Origin of the sequence: Amycolatopsis sp. FDAARGOS 1241 (assembly GCF_016889705.1) — a bacterium.
In the GTDB taxonomy this organism is placed as follows: domain Bacteria; phylum Actinomycetota; class Actinomycetes; order Mycobacteriales; family Pseudonocardiaceae; genus Amycolatopsis.
This window is the reverse complement of record NZ_CP069526.1, coordinates 8,705,855-8,730,256: the sequence shown is the minus strand read 5'-3', so window position 1 is coordinate 8,730,256 and position 24,402 is coordinate 8,705,855. Positions and strand designations below refer to the sequence as shown.

The following is a 24,402-nucleotide window of genomic DNA, read 5'->3' as shown; positions in this document are numbered from 1 at the left end:
GAGGAGGAGCCGTGGGGTACGCGACGACGTCCGAACAGCGTGAGCTCGCCGAACTGGCCCGGCGGATGCTCGCCGACGCAGCCCGCACCGCGCCGCTGCCGCCGGCGTGGGACGCCGTGGGCGCGGGGCTCGACCGGAGGCTGTGGCGGACGTTCGCCGGCTCGGGGCTCCTCGGGCTCGGCCTGGCGGAAGGGCGCGGGGGATCCGGTGGCGGGGTACGCGAGATGTGTGTGGTGGCCGAGGAAGTCGGGGTCGCCTTGCCGCGGATCCCGTTCGTGGCGGCGGTTTCCGCGCTCGCGCTGCTCGGTTCTATGCACAGTGTGGACAAGGCTGTGGATGGATCGGGTGTGGTGATCGCGGCGTGGGAGACCTTCCCGTTTTTCCCCAACCGCAGTGAATCTTTGCGCCGCAACGGGTCCACTGTGGATGGACGACTGCGCGCCGTGCCGTTCGGCCTGGACGCGGATGTCCTGGTGGCGGCTGTAGAAGGACAGTTCGAGAGGATCGACCTGACGAGTGGAACCGGGGTTGTCCACAGGACTGCCACCGACGCGTTCGACGTCAGCGAACCGCTTGCCGCGATCGAACTTTCCGGCGTCCCTGTGGAAGAACTGTCCCCCGCCGACGGCGCGGCCCGCGTGCTGACCGTCTTCGCCGCCGAACTGGTGGGGACAGCTCGGCGTGCGCTCGACGGGGCTGTGGACTACGCGAAGCAACGCCGGCAGTTCGGCCGGCCGATCGGCTCGTTCCAGGCGATCAAGCACCTGCTGGCCGACCGCTTCATCGAACTCGACGCCGCGCGCCTCCTCGTCGAATGGGCCGCCACTGCGCTCGACGACGACCACCCCGACGCGCCGGCCGCCGCGCGCACCGCGCTCGCCGCCGCGGCCACCGCAGCCGACACCACGACCCGCGAAGCCCTCCAAACCCACGGCGGCATCGGCTTCACGTGGGAACACCCGTCCCACGTCTTCCTCAAGCACGCGCGCGCCCGCCGCCAGCTTCTCGGCTCCCCGGCCCACCGGCTGGACGCGGTCGCCGACCACGTCTTCGCGTGAGCAGGCCTCGCGCACCGGAAACCCTCGTGACCACCTGCTCTCCGTTCCGGTACCTTTCCGATCCGGAACGAGGGGGAACGTCATGCGGAAGGTCGTGCTCGGTGCTGCGCTGCTCGTGGCGCTGGCGGCGTGCAGCAGCGGAACCGACGGAGCGGGAGCGAAGGCGGCAGGTCCCGAGGCACTGGGCCCGGACGGCCTGCGTGGCCTCACGCTCGGCGTCACCAAGGCGTCGACCGGCGCCAAGCTCGCCGCGCAGCCGATGTCCGGCCTCGACGGTTGCCTGTCGTACGCGTTCGCGGGCGGTCTCGCGCCGGATCCCGCGGCACTGGAGGCCGAGCAGGTCGCCGTCGCGAAGGCGGACGACCTGAACCGCAAGGCGCAGGACGCCGACTCGAAGATCCTGGACCCGGGTTTGCACGGGACGGCCGAGGACTACGCGAAGTCGGCCGCCGAATCAGCTGCCGCGGCCAAGCTCAGCGCTCAGGCCGCGTCGGCGATCACGGCCGTCGCCGAGCTGCGCGAAGCCCGCGCCGCCGAGCTCGCGGCCACCGGCGGTGCGGTGTTCCGCGGTGACAAGCTGCGTGCGATCGTCGCTCCGCCGCAGGTCAAGACGCCGGAGGGGGTCGGCGCAGGCACACCACTGGCCGAAGTGCACCGCCTCTACGACGCGAAAGGCCTCAAGCCGACACCGGCCGGTCACTTCGCGGTGCCGGTCCCGGGCCACCCGGGCTGGGCTTACGACTTCACAGCCGACGGGCCCCACGTCACCTACGTCGTGCTCGTCGACCCGGCCCTCGAGTGCCGGGCTTGACCTGATCCGCTGTCCTTTCGGTCACCCGTTCTCGACCCCGCGGCGGACGGCGTGGTGTGATCCACTGCAGCCGTCGGCGGGAGGGTTCATGGGCAGCACGAAGGTCGAGTTTCCGGGGTCACAGGGCACGCCGCTGGCGGCCCGGTTGGAGCTGCCCGACGGCGAGCCCCACGCGTACGCCCTGTTCGCGCACTGCTTCACCTGCAACAAGGACGTCGTGGCGGCGACGCGCGTCGCCCGCGGGCTGATGAAGTTCGGGGTCGCCGTGCTGCGGTTCGACTTCACCGGGCTGGGCGGGTCGGAGGGCGATTTCGGCAACACCGACTTCAGCTCGAACGTGGCCGACCTGGTGGCCGCGGCTGATCACCTGCGAGCGGCGTACGAGGCGCCGAAGCTGCTGGTCGGGCATTCGCTCGGCGGGGCCGCCGTGCTGGCGGCGCGGCACGCGGTGCCAGAGGTCAAGGCCGTGGCCACGATCGCGGCGCCGGCGGACCCGGAGCACGTCACGAAGCACTTCTCCGGGAGCCGCGACGAGATCGAGCTCCGCGGTGAGGCGGACGTCGTGCTGGCGGGGCGGAAGTTCCGGATCCGGAAGGAGTTCCTCGAGGACATCGCGGCTCAGCCGCAGGCGGATCGGATCCGCGAGCTGCGCGCGGCGTTGCTGGTGTTGCACTCACCGGTGGACGCCGAGGTCGGTGTGGAGAACGCGCGGTTGATCTTCGATACGGCGCGGCATCCGAAGTCGTTCATCGCGCTCGACGGGGCTGATCATCTGCTCACCGACCGCGACGATGCCGTTTTCGCTGCCGAGATCCTTGCTACCTGGGCGAAGCGTTACGTCTGACAGGCCCGGCGGGACGGGCTTCGGGAGTTTTTCCCGGGTTTTGGTGGCGCGGGCGGCTCGATGCGCTGGCGCGCATCGTTGCGCCCGGGGTGGGTGGGAGGGCACCCCGATTTTTGATCGTCACTACGGTCCGGAACCCGTTGTCAAGGCGGGAAAGCGTACCTTGACAACGGGTCCCGGACCGTGTAAGGCGCGGGGATCGTGGTGCGGGGGAGGGTGTGGGTGCGTTGGGTCGGGTTTCGTATCCGGCCGGGGGTTGGTGAGGCTGCCCGTCGTGATTCCGCGCTGTCGGTGGTGAGGCGGAGGGCGGGGTTGGTGAGGTTGCCTGCCGCGGCGGTTGATTCCCGCACCGTTGGTGGGTGCGGCAGGTGGGAACCCAGCCTCGTCGGGGGAGTGCTGTTGCACCTCCCGACGAGGCCGGGCGGTCGGGGAGACAGGGAGCGTCAGTCCAGGACGTCCCGCCACTTGTCGGCCAGCTCGGTCAGGAACGCGGGGTCGCTGGAGGCCACCTTCGGGAACGAGTCCAAGCGCTCGAAGGGGCGGCAGGCGTCCACGATGGCCCGGCTGTTGTAGGCGGGCGAGCCCTCCACGAAGAGCGGGTCCAGTTTGCTGCCCCAGGTCTGCTTCATGACCTCGATGTCCCGCGACGGGTCGCTGCGGGTGGACATGGCCCAGATGACCTCGTCGGGGTCGGCGGGGTCGACGTCGTCGTCCACGACCACGACGTAGCGGTTCATGTAGGCCGCGGCGGGGCACTGGGCGGCGAGGTAGGCGACCTGGCGGGCGTGGCCGGGGTACTTCTGCTGCAGCGAGACCGCGATGAACAGGCGGCCGCCGCCGGATTCGTGGGCCCAGGCCTTCACGATGCCGGGCACGCCGGTGGCGGCGAGCTCGTCGTGGATCATCGCGGACTTCATCACGGTCCGCATGTACGAGTAGTCGTGCGGCGGCTTCCCGGGCGGCGCGCCCAGCAGGATCGGGTTGTCGCGGTAGTACATGCGCGTGATGTCGATGGCCAGGTTCGGCCGGCGCTTGCCCGAGTAGTAGCCCGTCCACTCGCCGAACGGGCCCTCGTCGCGCTGGAGATCGGGGCGCAGCCAGCCCTCGATCGCGATCTCGCTGCCCGCGGGGATCGGCAGGCCGGTGTCGGGCCCGAGCACGACCGGCACGCGCGAACCCAGCACGGCGCCCGCGTACTCCAGCTCCGAAATCCCGCCCGGCACCTCCGTGCCGCCCAGCACGAGCAGCAGTGGGTCGTGGCCGAAGGAGACGGTGACCGGCGCGCGGCCCTCCTTCTCGAACCAGCGCCGCACGTTCTGGTCACCGTGCTTGCCCGGCACCATCGCGACGGTCACGCCACGGCCGTCGTCCTGCACCTCCATCCGGTAGCACCCGCCGTTGTGGACGCCGGTGTCCGGATTGGACGTCACGACGAAACACCCGGTGCCGATGAACCGCCCGCCGTCGTCCGCGTGCCATCGCGGCACGGGGAAGTCGAGCAGGTTCACCTGTTCCCCGGGGACCTCGTTGGCCAGCAACGGCGCGTCCGTGACCGGTAGCACCGGGAAGTCCCGAGCCGCCGCGGCCCACTGCGAAGGCTTGCCCCGCAGCGCGTCGACCACCCCGACGTCGTCCAGGTCCTCGCCGAGCCGCAGCGTGCGGCCCAGCCGGCGCGGCGAACCTGTGCTGCCGGTGAGCACACGCAGGCCGCTCGAGTAGCCGGTGATGTCGTCGAACAGCAACGCCGGCGGCGGGTCCATCCGGTAGCTCAGCTCGGCGAGCCCGCCCAGCTCGAGGTCCCAGTTCGCGCCCTTGACGTCGCGCAGCTCGCCGTAGCTCGTGATCGCGTCGAGGTGCGTGCGCAGGCTGAGCAGGGGTTCCGTCACTTCGAACCGCCGAAGAACTCGGCCAGCTCCGGCCACAGGTCGGGCCGCTCCAGCAGGCTCAGGTGCCGCGTCTTCTCCAGCACGCGCAGCTGGGCGTCGCGGATCCCGTCGGCCAGCGCCCGCGACATCTCCGGCGGCGTCGCGTAGTCCTCCTCGCCGACGAGAACGAGCGTCCGGGCCGTCACGTCACCGAGCCGCGCCCGTGCGTCCAGCCCGCCGAGCGCCCGGCACGCCGCGCCGTGCGCGGCCGAGTCGGTCTTCAGGAAGATCTCGCAGACGCGTTCGACCTCGTCGGGGTGCTGCTCGAGGAACGGCGCGGCGAACCACCGGTCGCGCTGGAAGTCGAGTTGCTTGTCCCGCGCCACGGTCGTCGCGCGTTCCGCCCGCTCGGCCCACACCGGCACCGCGTCGTCGCCGTAGTAGGCCGTGCCATCGGCCAGCACGAGCCGGTGCACGAGGTCCGGCCGCGCCGCCGCGAGCGTCAGCGCCGTGCTGGCGCCCATCGACAGCCCCACGACGTCGGCCGGGCCGGCGCCGGCGGCTTCGATCACGGCCGCCGCGTCGGCCGCCATGTCCGCCACGGTGAAGTCGTTCCCGTCCCAGGTAGACGCGCCGTGACCGCGGGCGTCCAGCGCCAGCACCTGCGCCTTGTCGGCGAAGAACTGAGCCACCGGGTCCCACACCGCGCCGGACAGCGCCAGCGGGTGCAGGAGCAGCAACGGCCGACCCGACGTTCCCGTCCGGTGGACGTGCAGGGTGCCCTGCGGGGTTTCGACGTTCACGCGGTGGCCCTTTCGTTCCGGGCGGCCCGGCGCGCGGCCGCCGCCTTGATCGCGGCGTGGATCTCGGAGTACGTGCCGCAGCGGCAGATGTTGCCCTCCAGGTGCTCCACGACCTCTTCGTCCGTCGGCTGCGGGTTCTCGCCCAGCAGCTCGTGCGCCATCATGACGAACCCGGGGATGCAGTAACCGCACTGCATCGCGCGGTTCTCCACGAATTCCTCGACGACCTCGTCGTCGCGCGGCAGCCCGTCGGCCGTGGTGATCTCGGCGCCGTCGAACCGCGCCGCCCGCGAGAGGCACGTCGACACGCTCTTGCCGCCCACGAGCGCCGTGCACGCGCCGCACGCGCCGACGCCGCAGCCCTCGCGCACGCTCGTCGTGCCGAACTCGCGGCGCAGCACGTCGAGCAGCAGCTCGTCGTCGGCCACGCCCAGCTTGCGGCGCAGGCCGTTGACCTTCAGCTCGATCTCCCTCATGCCTGCTCCTCCAGCGCGGTCAGGATCCGTTCCGGCGTCAGGGGAAGCGTCGTGATGCGCACGCCGGTCGCGTCGCGCACGGCGTTGGCGATGGCCGGCGCGAGCGGGATGATGGTGGTCTCGCCGACGCCCTTCGCGCCGAACGGGCCCGTGCGGTGCGGGCTTTCGATGATGATCGGTGTGAGCTTGTCGGGCATGTCCTTGATGGACGGCAGCTGGTAGTCCAGCAGCGTGCCGTTCACGATCTGGCCCTCGTCGAACACCATCTGGTCGAACAGCGCGTGCCCGATGCCCATGATCGCCGCGCCGGAGAGCTGCTGCTCCACCATCGCGGGGTTGATCGCGCGGCCCACGTCACCCGCCACGGCGAGGTGCTCGATGTGGACGCGCCCGGTCGTGGTGTCCACCGTCAGCTGCACCGCGGCCGCACCGGCGAACCAGTGCTCGGTGACCTGCGGCGACTGGCCGGTCTCCTTGTCGTAGGGCTGCCACGACGTCGTGAAGTTGGCCTCGGCGGTCAGCGTCGTGCCGCGCGCGCCGAAGTGGCCGTGCAGCAGTTCCGAGATCGACACCGTCTCCTGCGTCTGCGCGCTGACGAGACCGTCGGACGTGAGCTTGATGTCCGTGGCCTCGACGCCGAACCGCTCCGCGGCGAGCGCCACGAGCTTGTCGCGCATGTTCTCCGCGGCCAGGCGCACGGCGTTGCCCGTGTGGTAGGTCGAGCGGCTGCCGGCGGTGATCGTGTCGTACGGCGTCACGTCGGTGTCCGCCTGCACGACGCGCACGCCACCTTCGTCGAGGCAGAGCACCTCGGCGGCGATCTGCGCCATGATCGTGTCGCTGCCCTGGCCCATGTCGATCGTGCTGATCAGCAGCGACGCCGAGCCGTCCTGGTTGAGCTGCACGGTCGCGTTGGAGATCGTCGGCGTGAGCACCGCCTTCATCCCGACCGCGATGCCGCGGCCCCGCACGAGCCGGCCTTCCTGCTTGACGAACGGCGTGCCCCAGCCGATGGCCTCGGCCACCGCCTCCATGCTGCCCATGAAGTCGGCGCTGTGCATCGGCGTGCCGACGGGCGCGGTGTCGCCCTCGCGCAGCATGTTGCGGCGGCGGAACTCCACCGGGTCCTCACCGAGCTGACGAGCGAGCTCGTCAGCCAGCGACTCGTGCGCCCACGTCACCTGCGGCACGCCGAACCCGCGGAACGGACCGGCCGAAGGCTTGTTCGTGTAGACGCACCGCGACTTCACGGACACGTTCTCGACCTTGTACGGACCGGGCGCGACCATGCCCGACTTCGCCGTGATGCGCGGGCCGACGTCGGCGTACGCGCCGGTGTCGTAGCGCACGTCCGAAGTGGACGCGACGATCATGCCGTTCTCGTCGGCCGTCATGCTGCCCGCGACCGCGCAGCCGTGGCGCGTGGTCAGCAGGAACGCCTCTTCGCGAGTCGCCGTGATCTTCACGGGCAGCTTCAGCGTCCACGCCAGCGCCGCGACCAGCGGTTCCAGCCGGTCGTACATCTTCGCGCCGAAGCTGCCACCCAGCGGCGCGGTGCGCACGCGGACGCGGTTCAGCGGCAGGTCCAGCAGGTCGGCCAGCGACTGCCGGACGTACGACGGCGTCTGGGTGGTCGCCAGCAGTTCCAGCCGGTCGCCTTCGCACCACGCGGACGCGAACGGCAGCTCGATCGGCACGTGGTGGGTCGGCGGGCACCAGAAGTCGTACGACACCGTGGTGCCGGAGACGCTCGACGGGTCGCCGCGACGCAGGTTGAACTCGTAGTTCACGTTCGTGTCGCGGATGCCGCGCAGGTGCTTGAGGTCGCCGAACACGATCGACGGCTTGAGCTCGTCGTGCACGTACGGCGCGCCCTGCACGGCCTTGTCGACGTCGTGGATCGGCTCGAGCTCGTCGTAGGTGACCTCGATGAGCTCGGCCGCTTCGCGCGCCTGCTTCGCGCTGTGCGCGATCACGGCGGCGATCGGCTCGCCGACGTAGCGCACCTTGCCGTGCGCCAGGCACGGCTGGTCGGAGAACGCCGGGCCGGTCATCAGCCGGTCGCCGAACTCCGCGTACAGGTCCTCGCCGGTCACCACGGCGACCACACCTTCGGCCGCGAGCGCCTGGCTCGTGTCGATGGCGGTGATCTTCGCGTGCGGGCGGGTGCTGCGGTGCACGGCCACGTCGAGGCACGGCCGGATCGGCTGGTCGGCGGCGTAGCGGTACTCACCGCGGACCTTGGCCCGCCCGTCGACACGGGCCCAGCGCTCACCGACGGCGGCGCCGGCCGAAGAACGAGGTTCGACGGTCGTCATCGCTGCCCTCCTTCCAAGAGTTGCGCACGGCTTCTTCCACGGCCACGAGGCCGAGGCGCCGCTTGTAGTCAGAACTCCCGCGCACGTCGGGAATCGGTTCGAGCAACGGCGAAGCGGCGTCCTTGGCCGCCTCGACCACGGCGTCGACGGGCGTGTCGGCCGTCGTCTCGAACTGCAGGAACACCGGCACGTGGCTGAGCGCGCCCAGCCCGAGCCGGACCTCGCGCTTGCCGCGCGAACCCTCCACCACCAGCGCCGCCGCCGACGCCGCGGGCCAGTCGTTGGCCGCCAGGCTCGACAGCTTCGCGAAGTGCGCGCCCGCGGATTCGGGCTGCTTCGGGATCTCGATCCCGGTCACCAGCTCACCGTGCTCGAGCGCGGTCTGCTGGAAGTCGACGAAGAACTCGCGCGCGGGCACCTTGCGCGAGCCGCGGCGCGACGTGATCTCCACCGTCGCGTCGAGCACCATCAGCGCCGTCGGCGGGTCGAGGCGGTAGTCGCCGTGGGCGATGTTGCCCGCGACGCTCGCGGTGTTGCGCACACGCGGGTTGGCGACGCGGCCGTAGACCTCGGCCGCCAGCGGGGCGACCCGCTGCACGACCGGGCTGGTCTCCATGCGGCGCAACGTGACCAGGGGCCCGACCCGGAGGCCCTTGGCCGTCTCTTCGATCTGGTCGAGCCCGGCGACCCCGCCGATGTCGACCAGGTCCGTGGCGAACAGCACGCCCTGCTTGAGCAGGATCTGCACGGCCGTGCCGCCGCCGTAGACCATCGTGTCCTCACCGTCGTCGAGGAGCGCGCAGGTCTCCTCGAGCGTGGTGGCGTAGTGGAAGGCCGTCACTTCTTACCGCCGAACAGTTTGGCGAGCAGGCGGCGCCACCACGACTCGCGCGCTGGCGCGGCGGCACCGGAACCGGTGGCGGGCGCGGGCGCCTTCTTCTTGGCCGGCGCTTCGCGCTTGGCGAGTACCGTCTTGAGGCCCGGGTTGTCCGGTCCGGGCGGGCCGGCGGCGCAGATCTCGGCGAAGGCGGCCACGAACTCCCGCTCCACCTCCTGCGAGCGCCGGCGCACGATCGACTCGCCCATGCGGCCGATCTTGCCCCAGATCGCGACGTCGAGGCTGTACTCCACTTTGGCGGAGTTGTCGCCGTCGGGCGCGACCGCGAGCCGGGCGTCGATCTTGATCGAGCTGCCGAGCTTGTGGTCCTCGCCCTTGAGGAGGGCCAGGACCTCCTCGGGCTCGGTCAACTGCGTGATCTCGGCCGAGAACCCGGCGCTGAACTTCACGTGCGCGATCTCGTTCACGAGCTTGCCGCGGTAGTGCGTCTCGTCCGTCCGGACGAGTTCCGCGGCGCCCGGGATCGAAACCCGCATCGTGTCGGGATCGAGGAAGTGCGCGAACACGCGTTTGTGATCCGCGGGGACGACAAAGGAGGATCCAAGCTTCATATGACCACCATAGAGGACTTAGTGTCTGCTCTAGAGGACGTTAACACGGTCCTGGCGAACTCGAAAAGAGCTCGGCTACCGTGCGCTGAGGCAGAATGGCGAGGGGTGACGAAGGTGAGCGACGTTCCTGCGGTGCTGAACGCGGTGCGGCTTCTGGAGCGGATTGCGCGCGATTGGCCCGAACCCGTGTCGTCCGGCGTGCTGATCGAGGAGCTGGGCCTCAATCGCAGCACGGCCTACAACATCCTCGGCACGCTCCAGCGGGCCGGCTGGACGGCGACGCGCGGCGACCGCGGCGGCTGGACGCTGGGCCCGCGTTTGTTGTCGATGTCACGTGTGTCCGAGGACTGGATGACCGACATCGTGCAGCAGGAGCTCGATTCGCTGAGCCAGCGCACGGGCTTCATCGTCTTCGCCGTGCAGCGCCACGGACCCGCCGAGTACTCGGTGCTCGCGAAGGGTGACCGTGGCAAGGGAGTGCGCATCACCGTCGGCATCGGCGACACGTTCCCGTTCTCCGCACCCGCGATCATGCGCGCCTTCTACGCGTGGGAGGAGCCGGCGAACGTCGAGCGCCTGGCCGCGCGCTACGGACTGGAGGGGTTCACGCCCGAGACGGTCACCACACGCGACCGGCTGCGCGACGAGCTCGAGGCCACCCGCAAGCGCGGGTACTCCGTGAGTGTCCGGGAGTTCGACCTCGGTCAGTCGGGTGTCGCGGCGCCCGTGTTCGACCCGCAGGGGCGGGTGTCGATGGTCGTCTGCACGCTCGCGTTCTCCTCGGAACTGAACGAGTCCACTGTGGATCAACATGGATCATTGATCCGCGAATGCGGACTCAGGATCACGGATCGGACCGGAGGTGCGGAGAAGATCGAAGGATAGTTCCGCAACTGCGGACCTTTTCCGATCTTCCCTGTTCGCACCATTCTTGACCACCGTCGACCGGCTCGCTTAATGTGCCGCATGCGGGACTCGATGTCCTAGATAGAGGACATCCTGTCCCGTACTCCAGTCCCGATCCGGCCCAGGGCGGCCCGGAAGGAGATGGCCGTGAGCGACGTCGCCGTCAAACCCACGACCTGGACCCGTGCTCTCACCCGGACGCAGTGGCGGTCGCTCCTCGCGGCCAACCTCGGCTGGCTGTTCGACGGGTTCGAGACGTACGCGCTGATCCTCACGGCCGCGGTCGTCCTGAAGCGGCTCGACCCCAGTGCCCCCGCGAGCCAGGTCGCCTTCCTCACGGGCGCCACGATCGCCGTCACGCTCCTCGGCTGGGGCTTCGGCGGCATCCTCGGCGGCGTGTTCGCCGATTACTTCGGCCGGCGCCGCGCGCTGCTCACCTCGATGGTCATGTACGCGGCGTTCACAGGTCTCACCGCGGCTTCGTGGTCGTGGACGTCGTTCCTGGTCCTGCGCTTCATCACCGGGTTCGCGCTCGGTTCGGAGTGGGGCACCGGCACGTCGCTGGTCGCCGAGACCTGGCCGGCCAACGCGCGGGCCAAGGCCGCGGGCCTCATGCAGTGCGGTCTCGGGCTGGGCTTCTTCATCGCGTCGGCCTGCTGGCTCTTCATCGCGCCGCTGGGTGCGGACTCCTGGCGGTACATGTTCCTCATCGGCGTGCTGCCGGCGCTGTTCGCACTGTGGCTGCGCAAGTCGGTGCCCGAGTCCGAGAACTGGAAGTCCGCGCACGAGCGCCGCAAAGCGCTGAAGGAACGCAAGGACCAGAAGCTCACCGAGCACGAGCAGTCGTTCACGCGGCTCACGCTGCGCCAGATCATGGTCGACCCCAAGCTGCGCAAGCTGACCATCCTCGGGTCGCTCATGTCACTGGTCACCACGCTCGGCTGGTGGGGCATTTCCACCTGGGTGCCCGCGTACGTCGCTTCGCAGGCCGCCCACAACGGAGCTTCGGGACAGTCGTGGGCCAGTGCGGCCGGGATGATCTACAACGCGGGCGCCATCGCCGGCTACATCTCGTTCGGCTTCATCGCCGACCGGTTCGGCCGCAAACCCGCCGTGCTGCTGTTCTTCGGCGCGTCGCTGGTGCTCACGCCGGTGTTGTTCCTGTGGACGCACAGCCTCGCCCTGATCGTGGTCGTGCTGGTGATCAACGGGTTCTTCACCCTCGGCCAGTACACCTGGATGCCGGTGTGGCTGCCGGAGTTCTACCCGACGCACCTGCGCGCGACCGGCGCGGCGTTCGTCTTCAACGCGGCGCGCTTCATCGCGTTCCTCGGGCCCCTCACCGCCGGCGCGATCATCTCGCAGCTCGGCGGGTACGGCGTCGCCGCGACGGTCGTCGGCCTGATCTACATCCTCGGCCTCGTCGTCGCCCCGTTCTGCCCCGAAACCCGCGGTCAGCAGCTCCCCGACTGACCCCTGTTCCCTTCCCCGTGAAAGGCCCCTGAATGTCGACCGTTCGCATCAACGCGCCGACCGGCGGCGGAACCGGCCTGCGTCCGGCCACCGCGCGCATCCTGATCTTCGCGTTCCTCGGCACCCTGTTCGACGGCGCGGAGCTGAACCTCGTCGGGTACCCGCTGGCGTACCTGTCGGAGAGCCTGCACGTGAGCACGATCCAGATCGTGCAGGTCGCCACGCTGCAGGGCTTCGCGTCGATCGCGGGCGGCATCCTCGTCGGCTGGCTCGGTGACCTGTACGGCCGCCGCTGGACGTACACGGGCTCCGTGGTCGTGTTCGGCCTCGCCGCCCTGCTCGGCGGGCTCGCACCCAACTACCTGCTGTTCCTGCTCACGCGACTGCTCGCCGGCATCGGCATGGGTGGTCTGTTCGGTCTGTCGTACTCGATGTTCGCGGAGGCCTGGAAGACCAGCCGCCGCGGCCTGATGGGCGGCTCGATCCAGTCGATGTACATCGTCGGGCAGATCGTGACCGAGGGTGTCATCTACTTCTGCATCGTCCAGTTCGGCACCGCCTCCGGGTGGCGCGCGGGCTACATCGTGATCGGCCTCGTGACCCTGCTGATCGGTGTGTTCTCGGCGATCATGCTGCCGGAGTCCGAGCAGTGGCGCACCTACCAGAAGGAGCTGCGCGAGGGCCGCGTGCCCGAGCACCTGCGCCGCACGAAGGTGCCGATCGTCGACCTGTTCCGCAAGGGCTACGCGGGGGGCACGATCCTGTTCATGGGCATCGCGACGGCCCTGTTCCTCACCACCAACTCGATGATCTCCTACCTCTCGACGTTCCTGATCAAGGTCGAGAAGGTGCCGCTCGGCACGGCCAGCCTGATCGTGCTGCTGAACCTGATCGTCACCGCCGTCACCTACCCGCTCGCGGGCATGCTGTCCGACACGATCAAGCGCAAGTGGGCCATGTTCGTGGCCGGCGCGTTCGGCATCATCGGGTTCGCCTGGTTCCTGATCCTCGTGGTCACCCACAGCGCGAAGATCGGCCCGAACTTCTGGGTCTCGCCCACCTTCTGGGCGCTGATGATGTGCGCCGCGGCAGCCAGCGGCTTCGGCGTGCTGGGCGTTTGGATGGCCGAGTTCTTCCCGACGCGCGTGCGGTCCACCGGCTCGAACCTCAGCTACTACGCCGGACGCGGCTTCGGCGCGGGCCTGTTCCCGCTCGTCGCCCTGTCCATCGCGGGCACCGTGCCCCTCGCCCTGGCGTTCGGCATCGTCGGGCCGGTCGCGGCCGCCGTGCTGTCGCTGGCCGCCCCGGACTCGACGGGGCGGCGGATCGAAGCCATCGAGTAGGCCGGCTTCCCCCGCACCGGCCAGGGGCCGCTGAGGCGTTCGTCGCCTCGGCGGTCCCGCTTCGTCAGCGCGGAGTATCAGTGCTTCGCCGGGTCTGGAACGCCGACAGCACGCCGGTCGTCCGGACCGAGACCGTCCGCCAAATGCGCCCGCTCGCCGCACACCGCGGGCGCATCGACTAGGCGGGCTTGGTCGCGACCAGCTTGGCCACCGAGAAGACGCCCGCGGCCCGCGCCGCGTCGAGAGCGACTTTCCCGTCGTGGAAGAGATCGTTTCGGTCACCTTCGTAGGCGAGCCACTTTTCCCGCTCGTCCTCGGGCGTCGATCCCCAGCACGGGCCGGAGGGGAACAGGTCGATCGCTTCGCGGACGGTGAACCCGGCGGACGCAAGCATGTCCCGGTACTGCTCGACCGTGGCGTGATAAGGAATGCAGAATGCGCGGTTGACTTCCGACATCACTGCGTCGATCTGCTCGGGACTCCGATATTCTCCCCACGGCCGCTGAATCCAGTCCACGGCAGCCAGCGTTCCGCCCGGGCGCAGCACCCGGAAAGCAGCGTTGAAGAATGCTTGCTTGTCGGGAAGGTGGACCACCGATTCCTGGTAGGTTATGGCGGCGAACGCGCCATCCGGCCACGCCCCGAGTGTTCGGTACTCGGTGTCGCCAACCGAGTGGAAGAAGGCCTTGTCGGCCAACCCACGCGCCGCGGCCAGCCGCTGAGCTTTTGCGGTCAGCGCGTCGTTGTTCGAGATGCCGATGAACCGCGCTCCGGTCATCTCCGCCATGGTGACCACTGCGCCGCCGACACCGGAACCGAAGTCCAGCACGAGATCATCGGCAGTGATTCCGGCCGCGGCAACCAGCTGGCGCTGCATGTCCAGCGCAGCCTCCTCCGACGAAAGTCCCGCCTCGTGGGCACGCTCATCGCCGTGGTGCCAGGCGTCTTGGGGCATCATCACGGAATATGCGTCGATGGCCGCGTTGTAATAGCCGCGCACCGTCTCTTCAATTCCGCCACCGTTTGTTACCGAAGTCACGCTGTACCCCTTCTGCCCCGCCTCAGTGCGCCGCTGATGATGGCATTGGCACCGGAATGCGTCCAGCCGCCAACCGAGCTATTCGCCCCTGAAGCGTGGTGCGGTAAGTGATTGAGCCGGGTTTCTGGTAATCGGGTGCGGTCGCCGGCCGGATGAGGTGCGGGATTGGGCGGAAGCCGAATTCGAGTCGTTGTTGCGGCAGTTGGCGGGCGGTGGTGTGATCGTCGACTGGTCATATCACCGAGATCCGGTGGAGGCTGCGGACTGGTGCCCTGTGGTGTGAACCGCCCGAAGGCTACGGCCACGGGAAGACCGCGCGCAAGCGGCTCCGGCTGTGGGCCGAGGACGGGCAGCCTGGGACCACGGAGGGGTGAGCGGGGAAGCGCCTCGCCGTGGATGGCCGTGGGTTGCCGACGCAGGCTCTGCTCACTCGGGGCGAAGCGGAGAGACAACTTCCGGTGCTCGACAAGCTCAGTGTCGCTCGTGAGCGCTGCGAGCGGCCGCGGAGCGTGCCTGAGCCAGGCCGTGTCGACCGGACCACGCCGGTCACTCGCCAGGCTGGCGACCAAGCCGCCGAACCCGCGCCCGGCGAGGCCACTACCAGCGAAGACACCGCCAAACATCGGAAGACTGCGTCCGTAATGCCCGGGCGGGCCGCCACGATGTTCGTGCCCACGTACCCGCCGTACCTCGTCGTGTCGATGCGTTGTTCAGGTGAACTCTCCGATCCCACGAGCACACTCAGGCACAGCTTTTCGTGTCCGGATCGCCCCGTCAGACGTAGCGGCGCAGTATTCATCCGACTAATCTGTTCGACGGTTCTCTTGTCCCTCCGCCAGACGGTGGTGACGCGGCTGAGCCGAACGCATGAAAGCACGAATGAACGGTGAATACTGAGCCATGGTCGGAGCGAGTGTGTCGATGGCTGATTTGTCGATGTACACCCATATCAGCGGACAACTCGACCGGCTTTGCGAAGTAGTCGGATTCGACGGCGCAGACGGCCGTCACCTGAGCTTATTGCGCGGCCTGCTGGGCGCTCAAGGGGAAAAGAGCCTCTCCGCGCCGCCTGAATTCGCCTCGAATGTGGCGGACGACACAACTCCCATTGAATTCTCCGTGGCCTTTGACACCACGGGTGAATGCGTGGTGCGAGTCCTCGGCGAGACCGTCGGGTCGAGGAGTCCGCGCGAGTTCCTCGACCAGGTGGCCGGCGAGTACGGCCTGGTCACCGACCGGCTCGACGCCGTGGCCGACCTGTTCCTGCCGCACGAAGAGAGGCAGGGTCCGTTCACGCTGTGGTACTCGCTGATCTTCCGGCCGGGCCGCGCGCCGAGGATCAAGGTCTACCTGAACCCGCAGATCAGCGGTCCGGAGATGGCCGATTCCCTGGTCAGCGAAGGATTGCGCCGGCTGAACATCGCCGAAGCATTCGATCCCATGATCGAGCACGCGCTGCGTCGCGGCGAGCGCGACAACTTCTCGTTCTTCGCGCTCGACCTCGACGACGAACCGCTTTCGCGGGTGAAGGTGTACGTGTCGCACGAGGCCGCGGATTCGGCCGACGCCGAACGCGCGGCAGAACTGGTGGCCGGAACCGACCCGCTGCTGATCCGCGAATTCCTCGCCGTGCTCGGTGGCGGGAAAGGTCCGTTCGAAGACAGGCCGCTGGTCTCCAGTTATTCTTTCGTGGAAGGCTCGGGCGCCCGGCCGGCCAACTACAGCGTTTATCTTCCCATTCGCAGCTACGTGCCCGACGACGAAGTGGCGTGCGCCCGCGCGCACGCCGTTCTCGCGCAGTACGGCTTCGACGGGACAAAACTGGACAAAGCCCTGGCAGCGGTCTCGCAGCGACCACTGTGCGCCGGTGTCGGGCTGATCGCCCACGTCGCTCTGAGAATGGGGGAATTCGGCTCGGGAATCACCGTCTACCTGTCATCGGAGGCTTATCAGGTTCTGCCTGCGCGAAAGAGGCCGGTTCTCGGACTGGTTTCCTGACTGCGGTAGTTTTTCACCGACACCAGACAGTGGAGGAAACACCTGATGCGGACCTTCCCGCCCTATCGTGCCCAGGTCGTCGTGGAAATCCCGGTCACCACTCGCGCCGAGCGTGAGCGAGCGCTCGCCGAGGCCGGCTACAACGCGTTCAACCTGCCGGCCAACATGGTCTCCATCGACCTGCTCACGGACTCGGGGACCGGTGCGGTCTCCACGGGGCAGGAGGCGGCGGCCACGGCCGCGGACCGCGCGTACGCGGGCTCTGAGTCGTTCTACCGCTTCCGCGACGCCCTGAGCGAGCTCACGCACTACCCGCACCTCCTGCCGGTGCACCAGGGCCGGGCGGCCGAGCGCGTGCTGTTCTCGAACGTGCTGGGGCCGGGCAAGATCTCGGTGAGCAACACCCATTTCGACACCACACGAGCCAACGTCGAGCTGCTCGGCGCCGAGGCCCGCGACCTGCCGTGCGCGGAGTTCGCCGACCTCGACAGCCTGGAACCGTTCAAGGGCAACATCAACCTCGACGTCCTGGAGCAGCTGCTCACGGGGCCGGAGGCCGGGCGCGTCGGCATGGTGCTCGTCACGATCACGAACAACGGCGGTGGTGGCCAGCCCGTGTCGATGGCGAACCTGGCCGCCGCGAGCCGCCTGGCGCGGGCGCACGGCGTGCCGATCTTCCTCGACGCCGCGCGGTTCGCGGAGAACGCCTGGCTCGTGGTGCAGCGCGAGGAGGGCTACGCGGGCAAGACGCCGCGCGAGGTGGCCGAGGAGGCGTTCGGCCTCGTCGACGGATGTGTGGCCAGCCTCAAGAAGGACGGCATCTCGCCGATGGGCGCGTTCATCGGCCTGCGCGATCCCGAGCTCGCGCAGCGGTGCGAGGCACTGCTCATCGCCACCGAAGGCTTCCGCACCTACGGCGGCCTCGGCGCCCACGACCTCGACCGCCTGGCCAAGGGCGTGGAGGAGGTGCTCGACCCGCACTACCTCGAGAACAGGGCGGCCGAGGCCGCGCGGCTGGCGCAGCTCGCGAACGAAGCGGGCGTGGACATCGTGCAGCCGCCGGGCATCCACGCGCTGTACCTCAACGCCGGCCGCCTGCTGCCGCACCTGCCGGCGAGCCGCTTCCCGGGCCACTCGCTCGCGTGTGAGCTGTACCTGGCGGGCGGGATCCGTTGCGCGGAACTGGGTTCGCTCTACATCGGCGAGCTCGACGAGAACAACGAACTGGTGACGCCGGCGCCGTTCGAGCTCGTCCGCCTCGCGCTACCGCGCCGCACCTACTCCCGTGGCCACTACGACTACGTCGCCGAGATCCTGGGTGACATCGCGAAGAACCCGGAAAGCGTGCCGGGCTACCGGATCGTCGAGGCACCCAAGATCCTGCGGCACTTCAACCTGACGATGGCCCCGGTGGCGGCCTGACCGCGTTCGTCCACATCGGACAAGGTGGAGGGGAACCGGGGGGCTCCCCTCCCACGGGTGTCAGGCGGGCTGCGGGACCACCGTCATGGCGTGTTTCACCAGGCGGATCAGGGCGATCTTGCTCGAATCCCGCTGCCGCGCGTCGCACATCACGATCGGCACGCGGTCCGGCACGACCAGCGCTTCGCGGATCTCGTCCGCGGTGTAGCGCGGGGCGTTGTCGAAGCAGTTCACCGCCACGATGAACGGGATCCGGCGCCGCTCGAAGAAGTCGACGGCCGCGAAGCTCGTCTCCAGGCGGCGCGTGTCCGCGAGCACGATGGTCCCGATCGCGCCGCGCGCGAGGTCGTCCCACATGAACCAGAAGCGTTCCTGGCCGGGTGTGCCGAAGAGGTACAGCACGTGCCGGGGCGAGATCGTGATCCGGCCGAAGTCCAAGGCGACCGTGGTGGTCTTCTTGCGTTCCACACCGGACAGGTCGTCGACGCCGTTGCTCGCCTCGGTCAGCACCTCCTCCGTGGACAGCGGGGGGATTTCGCTGACCGAGCTGACCATCGTGGTCTTCCCGGCGCCGAAGCCGCCCGCGATGATGATCTTGACCGGCGTCGGGACCGAGTCGATCGCCTTGCCGTCAGAGCTTGATGAGGCCATCGAGAACCGCCTGGAGAGTATCGTGGTCCGGCGCCTGGGCCGGCTGGTGGGACGGGGATCGGGTGATGACGCGGCCGCGCTCGATCAGGTCGCTGCACAGCACCCGGACGACACCGAGCGGCAGCTTCACGTATACCGCGATCTCCGCGACCGACAGCGGCCGTCTGCACAGCCGGGTGATCGCCAGGTGCTCCGGGCCGAGACCTGCCGGCTCCTGTTCCGACTGCAGGGTCATCACCTGCGTGGACACGTCGAGCAGCGCACCTTCCGACGGCGTGCGGCCACTGGTGATCGTGTAGGGCCGCACCAGCGGCCCGGCGGCCTCGTCGTACCAGTTGTCGTCGGTCACGTGGCCTCCCTGAGCATCGCGGTGGCTTCCCGCGGCGCCGAAGCGAGGTAGTCGCCGACGCGCTTGACCAGCCGGTTCATCTCGTAGGCGATCATTTCGACGTCCACGTCGGCACCGGCCAGCACCGCCAGGCACGCGCCCTGGCCGGCCGCCGACACGAAGAGGTACCCGCCCTCCATCTCGATCATGTTCTGCAGCACGGGACCCCGGTTGAACTGCCGGCTCACCCCCTTGGCGAGGCTCTGCAGGCTGGACGCGATCGCCGACAACTGGTCGGAGTCGTCCTTGCTCATGCCGTTCGACTTGCCCAGCAGCAAGCCGTCGGCGGACAGCACGATGGCGTTCTGCGCGCCGACGACGCGGTGGACGACATCGTCGAGGAGCCAGTTGAGGTCGGGTTTGGAGTTCCCGTACTCGTTCATGCGGAGAGACCTTGACTTTCCTGTGTGGACTTTCCTGGGTGCTGTCGCGGACTAGGCATCGTCGGCGCCGCCACGCGCGCGGCGGGTGCCCTTGTGGAACGCCATCAGCGTGCGGGCCGTGGCTTCGCCGTTGGCCGCGACGTCGGCGTTCTGCTCGCCCGGATCGTCCTGCTGCAGCTGTGCGACGAGGTTCTGCTGCGGCTGCCGCCGGGGCAGCCGGGGCCGGTCGTCGCCGCGCAGCAGGCTCTGGTCGGGCTCGCCGGCCGGTTCCCCAGCCGCGGCTACCGGTGCGCGTACCGGAGCCGGCGGTTGTGGTTGGTCGGGATGCTCGACCGGGGTGTACGCGCGAGCCGGGTACGGCCTCGGCTTGGCGTCTCGCCTCATCGGGATCTGGCCGGTGAACGAGCTGGTGGGTTCCATGAGACGCGGTGAGTTCTCCAGAGCCGGACGGGTGGAGCCGCCCACCGGTTCCAGTACCGCGTCGTGCTCGCGCGGGGCTTCGGACCGGAACTCGGCGTTGCCGACGGCATCGGCCGACTCGTCGCCGGCCAGGTGTTGGGTCGGGATCAGCACGGTGGCGCGGGTGCCACCGTACCGGGACGGATCGAACGTGACGGTGATGTCGAGCCGCGAAGCCAGCCGCGCGACCACGAACAGGCCGAGACTGGAGTCGGCCCGCAGCGCCATGGCGTCGAACTCGGGCGCGTCGGCCATCATCGAGTTGGCCCAGTCGCGCACGCCCTCCTTCATGCCGAGGCCCTGGTCGGAGATGTCGACGACCACGCCGCGCGCGACCATCCGGCTGGTCACCTCCACCGGTGAGCCGGGCGGGGAGAACGACGTGGCGTTGTCCACCAGCTCGGCGATCAGGTGGATGGTGTCGGCCACGGCCGACCCGACGATCGAGATTTCGGGCACCTGCTCGACCTGCACCCGCGAGTACTGCTCGGTCTCGGAGACGGCGGCGCGCAGCACCTCCATCAGCGACACCGGCTTGCGCCAGCGCCGGCCCGGCTGCTTGCCGCCGAGGATGATCAGGTTCTCCGTGGTGCGGCGCGCACGGGCCGCGAGGTGGTCGAGCTGGAAGAGCGACGCGAGCTGGGTGGAGTTCTCCTCCCGGCTCTCCATCTCGTCGAGGATCTGCAGCTGCCGGTGCACGAGCACCTGGTTGCGGTGCGCGATGCCGAGGAACACGTTGTGGACACCACTGCGGGCCTTGGCCTCACTGGCGGCCGCGTTGACGGCGGTCAGCTGCGCGACGTTGAACGCCTCGGCCACCTGGCCGATCTCGTCGAGGCCGTGGTCGAGCTGCGGCAGCTCGGCGCTCACGTCGACGGGTTCGCCGTTCTTCAGCCGGCCCACGATGTTCGGCAGCCGGTTGCGGGCGAGGTCCAGTGAGTCGTTGCGCAGGCGCTCAAGCCGCGTCATCAGGGCGCGGTCGACGAGCGAGCGCGACACCCGCACCGCGACGATGATCGCGGCCAGTGAGGCGAGCAGGGCCACGATGCTGCCGATGATCGCGTTGCGCAGCTGGGCGTCACCGGAATCGATGGCGGCAGCGGACACCTTGTCACCCTGGGCGATCGTCAGCGCGGTGAGGCCGCTCGCGACCTGGTTGGTGAGGGTGTGCCAGTCCGCCGCCGCGACCGGCACCGTGTCCCGGTCGTCCTGCGTCCACGGGCCGTGCTTCACGAGCGCGCTCTCCGCGTCGGTGAGCTGCTTCCAGGCCGGGCTCGCCACGAGGGCCTGGTACTGGTCGCGCACCGAGGGCTCGAGGAACGGCGCGACCTGGCTGACCTGCGTGCGGTAGAACCCCGTCAGCTGCGTGAACTGCACGAAGTCGTCGGGGGCGAAGTTCCCGCTCGCCAGCGCGCTGGACACCAGCGACGTCTCGCGCGACATCAGGTCGCTCGCGCGGAACAGCGAGGTCGCGGAGATCGCGCCCTGCACGGCCGTCGCGTCGGGCACGATGCGGGCCTGGGTGTCGAACAGCGTCGACGCGGTGTCGAGCAGGCCGTTGAAGTAGCCGTTCACCTGAGCGCGGCCGATGGTGCGGAAGTTGATCTGCGAACGCAGCACCGGCAACTGGTCGAGCTGGGACTTCAGCGCGGTGACCTTGTCGGCGATCTCGGCGGGTGCGCTCGAGATCGTGGACGCGAAGGCGTCCTGCATGCCCTTGAGCTTCTCGTCGGTGCCCTTCTCCTGCTGCTGCAGCTGGTCGATCCCCGTGCCGGGTCCGTCGAGGTACTGCAGCGCGACTTGGCGCTCCTGCTGCAGCGCCGACAGCGCGTTGATCGCGGGGATCGACACCTCGCGCACGGAGACGGCGACGAGGCGCACGTACAGGCCGTTGATGAAGAAATACGACGAGACCGCGGTCCACAGCACGAGCAGCGTGATGCTCGGGATGAGAACGGTCCTGGTCAGCCTTTTCCGGATCGACTTGTCGTACGCCTTACCGGACTCATCCTTGTTCTCCACGACGATTCACGAACTCCTGAGTCACAGTCAGCAAAAGCCGGAACCCGGCCGGGGAAGCGGATACCGCAGTGGTACGGGGTGGGTCGCCCTCATGAATCCTCGACTCACCCTTCGTTACACCACGGAACAGATCAGCGGGTCCGTTTTTTACCACGAACGAGACCATCGTGGTGCTCCCGATCGCGTAGCCGACCTGCCGGTCGACACCGCTTCCGGGCCGGTCACGAGGGGTAGGCGGCCGATTACCCGCATTTCCCGTGGTCCGGGCTCCGGTCGATTGGCGGGTAGTGCCCCGCTGGGCTGAACGAGTGAATGTGGAATCCGGGAACGGTGGTGGATCCCACTGGCCGGGTAGTCGCTGAAGAGATTTGTCGACACGTATTCGCCGTGAATGGTGCCAATCGGTCACCCCGCCGTTCGGACCGGCGCAGCCGGCAGCCACGCCTGCATCAGCGCCGCGTACCGCGCCGAGCGGGCGAGCAGGTCGGCGTGGCTGCCGATGAGGGTCTCGCGGCCGTCGAGCAGGAGCACGCGACCGGCGCGGACGGCGGAGGACAGCCGGTGGGCGATCACGACCAGCGTGCCACCACGTGCGGCGAAGGCTCGGCACGCGCCTCGGCGGCCGGGTCCAAAGTGGACGTCGCTTCGTCCAGGATTACCACTTCCGCACCGCTCGCGTAGACCCTGGCGAGGGCGATGAGCTGCGCTTCGCCGCCGGACAGGCCTTCGGCTTCGTGGCCGGGTTCGCCGTCGAGGCCGCCGAGCCGGGTGAGCAGGCCTGCCGCGCCGACGGCGTCCGCCGCTCGGGCCAGGTGCTCGTCCGTGGCGGTGGGGGCGAAAAGTCCCAGGTTGTCGCGAACCGTGCCGGCGAAGAGGTACGCCTGCTGCGGGATGAGCGCGATGAGGTCGTGCCGGCTCGCGGCCTCGGCGACGGGCACCCCGTCGAGCAGCACCTGGCCGGCCTGCGGGGTGAGCAGTCCCGTGAGCAGGGCGGCGAGGTCGACTTGCCGATTCCGCTCGGGCCGATCACGGCGAGGTGGTCACCCGGCCGCAGCTATGCAACCCGCGCTGCGCGGCCTCGCGGCCACCGCCGGGACGGTCGTGCTGCGCCTGCTCGTCGCCCTGCGCCGGCTGGCCGAAACCGCGGAGGTGCCCGAGCCACCCCGCGCGACCGCGAAGCCGCGGAACACCGACCTCAACGTCCGCGGCCTCACCTTCCGCTGGGGCGCCGCGCCGGTGCCGGTCGTCCGGAACCTGGACCTCGACGGTCGCTGGTGATCTCCCTCGGCGCGTTCCTGCCGCTCGTGCTTTCGCTGGTCCTCGCGCCGCGCCTGGTCGCGAACGGCGAGCTGACGCCCGGCGCGGCGCTCGGCGCCCTCGTCTACCTGGCCACCACGAACCACCACGACCCCGCCGACCACGTCCGCCGCGATCTCCGCCGCGCCGACGGCCAGCAGCCACGCGACCGTACGCCCGGCCCCCCGCCCGCTCAACACCGCATCGGCCGCCGCGGCGAGCGCCCCGGGCAACAGCAACTCGCGCCCGTCGCCACCACCGCGATCACGACCAACGCCACCAAACCACCACGGATCCCGCCGCGCGACGTCGACCAGCAACCGATCCCCGGCCTCCTCCGGCCGCGGCCTACTTGCCGCTCGCTGCGGCAACTCGGGGTGGGATTAGCACCTTGCCGTTTGGGGTCCGCACTTGCGGTCCACCGTGGCCGCTTAGAACGTCGGCTTGCCGACGGTTGTGGCAAGGGGGTCTCGGGTTTGGCACTTTGTCGCCTGTGGTCCGCGTTTGCGGTCCGCCGTGGCCGCTCGCCATCTCGTCTTGCCGACGGTTGTGGCAAGTCTGTCCCGGGTGTGGCACTTTGCCGCCTGTGGTCCGCACGTGTGCTCCGCCGTGGCCGCTCGCCATCTCGTCTTGCCGATGACTGCGGCAAGTCTGTCCCGGGTGTGGCACTTTGCCGCCTGGGGTCCGCACTCGCGGTCCATCGCGGCCGCTCGCCACCTCGGCTTGCCAACGGTTCTGGCAAGTCGGCCTCGGGTATGGCATCTTGCCGCGGCGAACGTGCGCGTGCCGCTCGTCTGTCCGCTTGCCGCGCTTCGCCGGTCTGCGCTGGCGCCCGGTGTGGCAAGCCGGCTTCGGGACTGGCACCGTGCCGGACGGGGCGCGGGCTCGCGGTTCTCGGCTGCCCGTCGCCACCACGGCGTGCCGTCGACTGTGGCAAGTCGACTACGGCATGGGCAGCTTGCCGTTCCGGCGGAGCGCTTGCCGCCCGTGGCCGTTCGTTGCCACCACGTCGTGCCAAAGGCTGTGGCAATCCACCCAGACCGGCGGCAACTTGCCCCGAACCCTCACCCCACGACACCGCGACCGCGGCCGGCCCGACGGCGCGGTGGTCGGAAAGTGCGACGTACCCCGGCATCTCACTCCCCGCTCGATCGGTCCCACCGCGCACGGCGAACGCGCAGAATGGGGACGCGGGAGCGGCGCACTTGGCCTGCGCCGCTCCCGCGCCTCACGTCAGAAGGAAAACCGTCAGTGGCAAGTCAGCAGGCTGAGGGTGCTGTGCGCGCACGAGGCGAGCAGGCTCAGGTTGCTCGGCGCACCGTGCCCGTGGCCACCGCCGTGGCCGTCGAGCGCTTCGGGAGCTTCGAGGGCCTGCAGGTCGAGAACCAGTTGCCTGGT

The 24,402-nt window shown here is 69.4% G+C and carries 22 protein-coding genes and 1 pseudogene; 10 read left to right on the top strand and 13 right to left on the bottom strand.

Going from position 1 to position 24,402, the window contains the following annotated elements; genetic code table 11:
- Positions 1-11 precede the first annotated feature (11 nt).
- The 3 genes from I6J71_RS42350 (at position 12) to I6J71_RS42340 (ending at position 2,713) form a co-directional block, all read left to right on the top strand.
- Positions 12-1,058, top strand: a complete 1,047-nt coding sequence (locus I6J71_RS42350; protein ID WP_204091981.1) for an acyl-CoA dehydrogenase family protein — start codon at positions 12-14, stop codon at positions 1,056-1,058.
- 82 nt (positions 1,059-1,140) lie between these two features.
- Positions 1,141-1,869 carry a hypothetical protein gene (locus I6J71_RS42345; protein ID WP_204091980.1) on the top strand — a complete coding sequence of 243 codons (729 nt, stop codon included), beginning with the start codon at positions 1,141-1,143 and terminating at the stop codon, positions 1,867-1,869.
- Between the two features lie 88 nt (positions 1,870-1,957).
- Positions 1,958-2,713, top strand: coding sequence for a S9 family peptidase (locus I6J71_RS42340; RefSeq protein ID WP_204091979.1), 756 nt, complete (start codon positions 1,958-1,960; stop codon positions 2,711-2,713).
- 443 nt (positions 2,714-3,156) lie between these two features.
- Here the strand turns inward: I6J71_RS42340 and I6J71_RS42335 are convergent, their stop codons facing one another.
- The 6 genes from I6J71_RS42335 to I6J71_RS42310 are packed head-to-tail and all read right to left on the bottom strand — an operon-like array spanning position 3,157 to position 9,624.
- Positions 3,157-4,599 carry a UbiD family decarboxylase gene (locus tag I6J71_RS42335; protein WP_204091978.1) on the bottom strand — a complete coding sequence of 481 codons (1,443 nt, stop codon included), beginning with the start codon at positions 4,597-4,599 and terminating at the stop codon, positions 3,157-3,159.
- On the bottom strand, positions 4,596-5,381 hold the full coding sequence (locus I6J71_RS42330) for an alpha/beta fold hydrolase (protein WP_204091977.1): 786 nt from the start codon (positions 5,379-5,381) through the stop codon (positions 4,596-4,598). Before I6J71_RS42330 ends, I6J71_RS42335 begins: the two co-directional genes overlap by 4 nt.
- A complete protein-coding gene (locus tag I6J71_RS42325; RefSeq protein WP_204091976.1) occupies positions 5,378-5,857 on the bottom strand; it encodes a (2Fe-2S)-binding protein in 480 nt (159 codons plus the stop codon). The genes I6J71_RS42330 and I6J71_RS42325 overlap by 4 nt, the downstream gene beginning before the upstream one ends.
- Positions 5,854-8,175 (bottom strand): xanthine dehydrogenase family protein molybdopterin-binding subunit, encoded by a 2,322-nt coding sequence (locus tag I6J71_RS42320; RefSeq protein ID WP_204091975.1) that lies wholly within the window; start codon positions 8,173-8,175, stop codon positions 5,854-5,856. Before I6J71_RS42320 ends, I6J71_RS42325 begins: the two co-directional genes overlap by 4 nt.
- Positions 8,129-9,016, bottom strand: coding sequence for a xanthine dehydrogenase family protein subunit M (locus I6J71_RS42315; RefSeq protein WP_239154222.1), 888 nt, complete (start codon positions 9,014-9,016; stop codon positions 8,129-8,131). Before I6J71_RS42315 ends, I6J71_RS42320 begins: the two co-directional genes overlap by 47 nt.
- On the bottom strand, positions 9,013-9,624 hold the full coding sequence (locus I6J71_RS42310; RefSeq protein ID WP_204091974.1) for a CoxG family protein: 612 nt from the start codon (positions 9,622-9,624) through the stop codon (positions 9,013-9,015). The genes I6J71_RS42315 and I6J71_RS42310 overlap by 4 nt, the downstream gene beginning before the upstream one ends.
- A 114-nt stretch (positions 9,625-9,738) precedes the next feature.
- Between I6J71_RS42310 and I6J71_RS42305 the strand changes: the two genes are divergently transcribed.
- The 3 genes from I6J71_RS42305 to I6J71_RS42295 all read left to right on the top strand — a co-directional run bounded on the left by I6J71_RS42305 (position 9,739) and on the right by I6J71_RS42295 (position 13,346).
- The gene (locus I6J71_RS42305) at positions 9,739-10,509 is read left to right on the top strand and encodes an IclR family transcriptional regulator (RefSeq protein ID WP_204091973.1); all 771 of its coding nucleotides are present in this window, start codon (positions 9,739-9,741) and stop codon (positions 10,507-10,509) included.
- Between the two features lie 168 nt (positions 10,510-10,677).
- Positions 10,678-12,003, top strand: a complete 1,326-nt coding sequence (locus tag I6J71_RS42300; protein ID WP_239154221.1) for an MFS transporter — start codon at positions 10,678-10,680, stop codon at positions 12,001-12,003.
- Between the two features lie 32 nt (positions 12,004-12,035).
- A complete protein-coding gene (locus I6J71_RS42295; protein WP_204091971.1) occupies positions 12,036-13,346 on the top strand; it encodes an MFS transporter in 1,311 nt (436 codons plus the stop codon).
- A 178-nt stretch (positions 13,347-13,524) separates the two neighbouring features.
- Here the strand turns inward: I6J71_RS42295 and I6J71_RS42290 are convergent, their stop codons facing one another.
- Positions 13,525-14,385 (bottom strand): cyclopropane-fatty-acyl-phospholipid synthase family protein, encoded by an 861-nt coding sequence (locus I6J71_RS42290; protein ID WP_204091970.1) that lies wholly within the window; start codon positions 14,383-14,385, stop codon positions 13,525-13,527.
- A gap of 236 nt (positions 14,386-14,621) precedes the next feature.
- On the opposite strand from I6J71_RS42290, the gene I6J71_RS51485 reads away from it, so the two are divergent.
- The 3 genes from I6J71_RS51485 (at position 14,622) to I6J71_RS42280 (ending at position 17,805) form a co-directional block, all read left to right on the top strand.
- Entirely contained in the window at positions 14,622-14,759 is a 138-nt protein-coding gene (locus tag I6J71_RS51485; RefSeq protein ID WP_370542255.1) for a transposase, read from the top strand.
- A 547-nt stretch (positions 14,760-15,306) separates the two neighbouring features.
- Complete coding sequence (locus I6J71_RS42285) at positions 15,307-16,383, top strand: tryptophan dimethylallyltransferase family protein (RefSeq protein WP_204091969.1); 1,077 nt, start codon at positions 15,307-15,309, stop codon at positions 16,381-16,383.
- Between the two features lie 45 nt (positions 16,384-16,428).
- Positions 16,429-17,805 carry a tryptophanase gene (locus I6J71_RS42280; protein ID WP_204091968.1) on the top strand — a complete coding sequence of 459 codons (1,377 nt, stop codon included), beginning with the start codon at positions 16,429-16,431 and terminating at the stop codon, positions 17,803-17,805.
- Between the two features lie 60 nt (positions 17,806-17,865).
- On the opposite strand, the gene I6J71_RS42275 is transcribed toward I6J71_RS42280, so the two are convergent.
- The 5 genes and pseudogenes from I6J71_RS42275 to I6J71_RS42255 all read right to left on the bottom strand — a co-directional run.
- Positions 17,866-18,456 carry an ATP/GTP-binding protein gene (locus I6J71_RS42275; protein ID WP_204091967.1) on the bottom strand — a complete coding sequence of 197 codons (591 nt, stop codon included), beginning with the start codon at positions 18,454-18,456 and terminating at the stop codon, positions 17,866-17,868.
- Positions 18,437-18,805, bottom strand: a complete 369-nt coding sequence (locus I6J71_RS42270) for a DUF742 domain-containing protein (RefSeq protein ID WP_204091966.1) — start codon at positions 18,803-18,805, stop codon at positions 18,437-18,439. Before I6J71_RS42270 ends, I6J71_RS42275 begins: the two co-directional genes overlap by 20 nt.
- Complete coding sequence (locus tag I6J71_RS42265; RefSeq protein WP_204091965.1) at positions 18,802-19,227, bottom strand: roadblock/LC7 domain-containing protein; 426 nt, start codon at positions 19,225-19,227, stop codon at positions 18,802-18,804. The genes I6J71_RS42270 and I6J71_RS42265 overlap by 4 nt, the downstream gene beginning before the upstream one ends.
- 51 nt (positions 19,228-19,278) lie before the next feature.
- Positions 19,279-21,708: a nitrate- and nitrite sensing domain-containing protein gene (locus I6J71_RS42260; RefSeq protein ID WP_204091964.1), complete on the bottom strand. Its 2,430-nt coding sequence runs from the start codon at positions 21,706-21,708 to the stop codon at positions 19,279-19,281.
- A 405-nt stretch (positions 21,709-22,113) separates the two neighbouring features.
- Positions 22,114-22,762 (bottom strand): annotated as a pseudogene (locus tag I6J71_RS42255) (ATP-binding cassette domain-containing protein); the annotation flags it as partial.
- A 2-nt stretch (positions 22,763-22,764) separates the two neighbouring features.
- Between I6J71_RS42255 and I6J71_RS42250 the strand changes: the two are divergent.
- Positions 22,765-22,986: a hypothetical protein gene (locus tag I6J71_RS42250; RefSeq protein ID WP_239154220.1), complete on the top strand. Its 222-nt coding sequence runs from the start codon at positions 22,765-22,767 to the stop codon at positions 22,984-22,986.
- Between the two features lie 1,266 nt (positions 22,987-24,252).
- On the opposite strand, the gene I6J71_RS42245 is transcribed toward I6J71_RS42250, so the two are convergent.
- Complete coding sequence (locus I6J71_RS42245; RefSeq protein WP_370542254.1) at positions 24,253-24,381, bottom strand: SapB/AmfS family lanthipeptide; 129 nt, start codon at positions 24,379-24,381, stop codon at positions 24,253-24,255.
- Between the last annotated feature and the right edge of the window lie 21 nt (positions 24,382-24,402).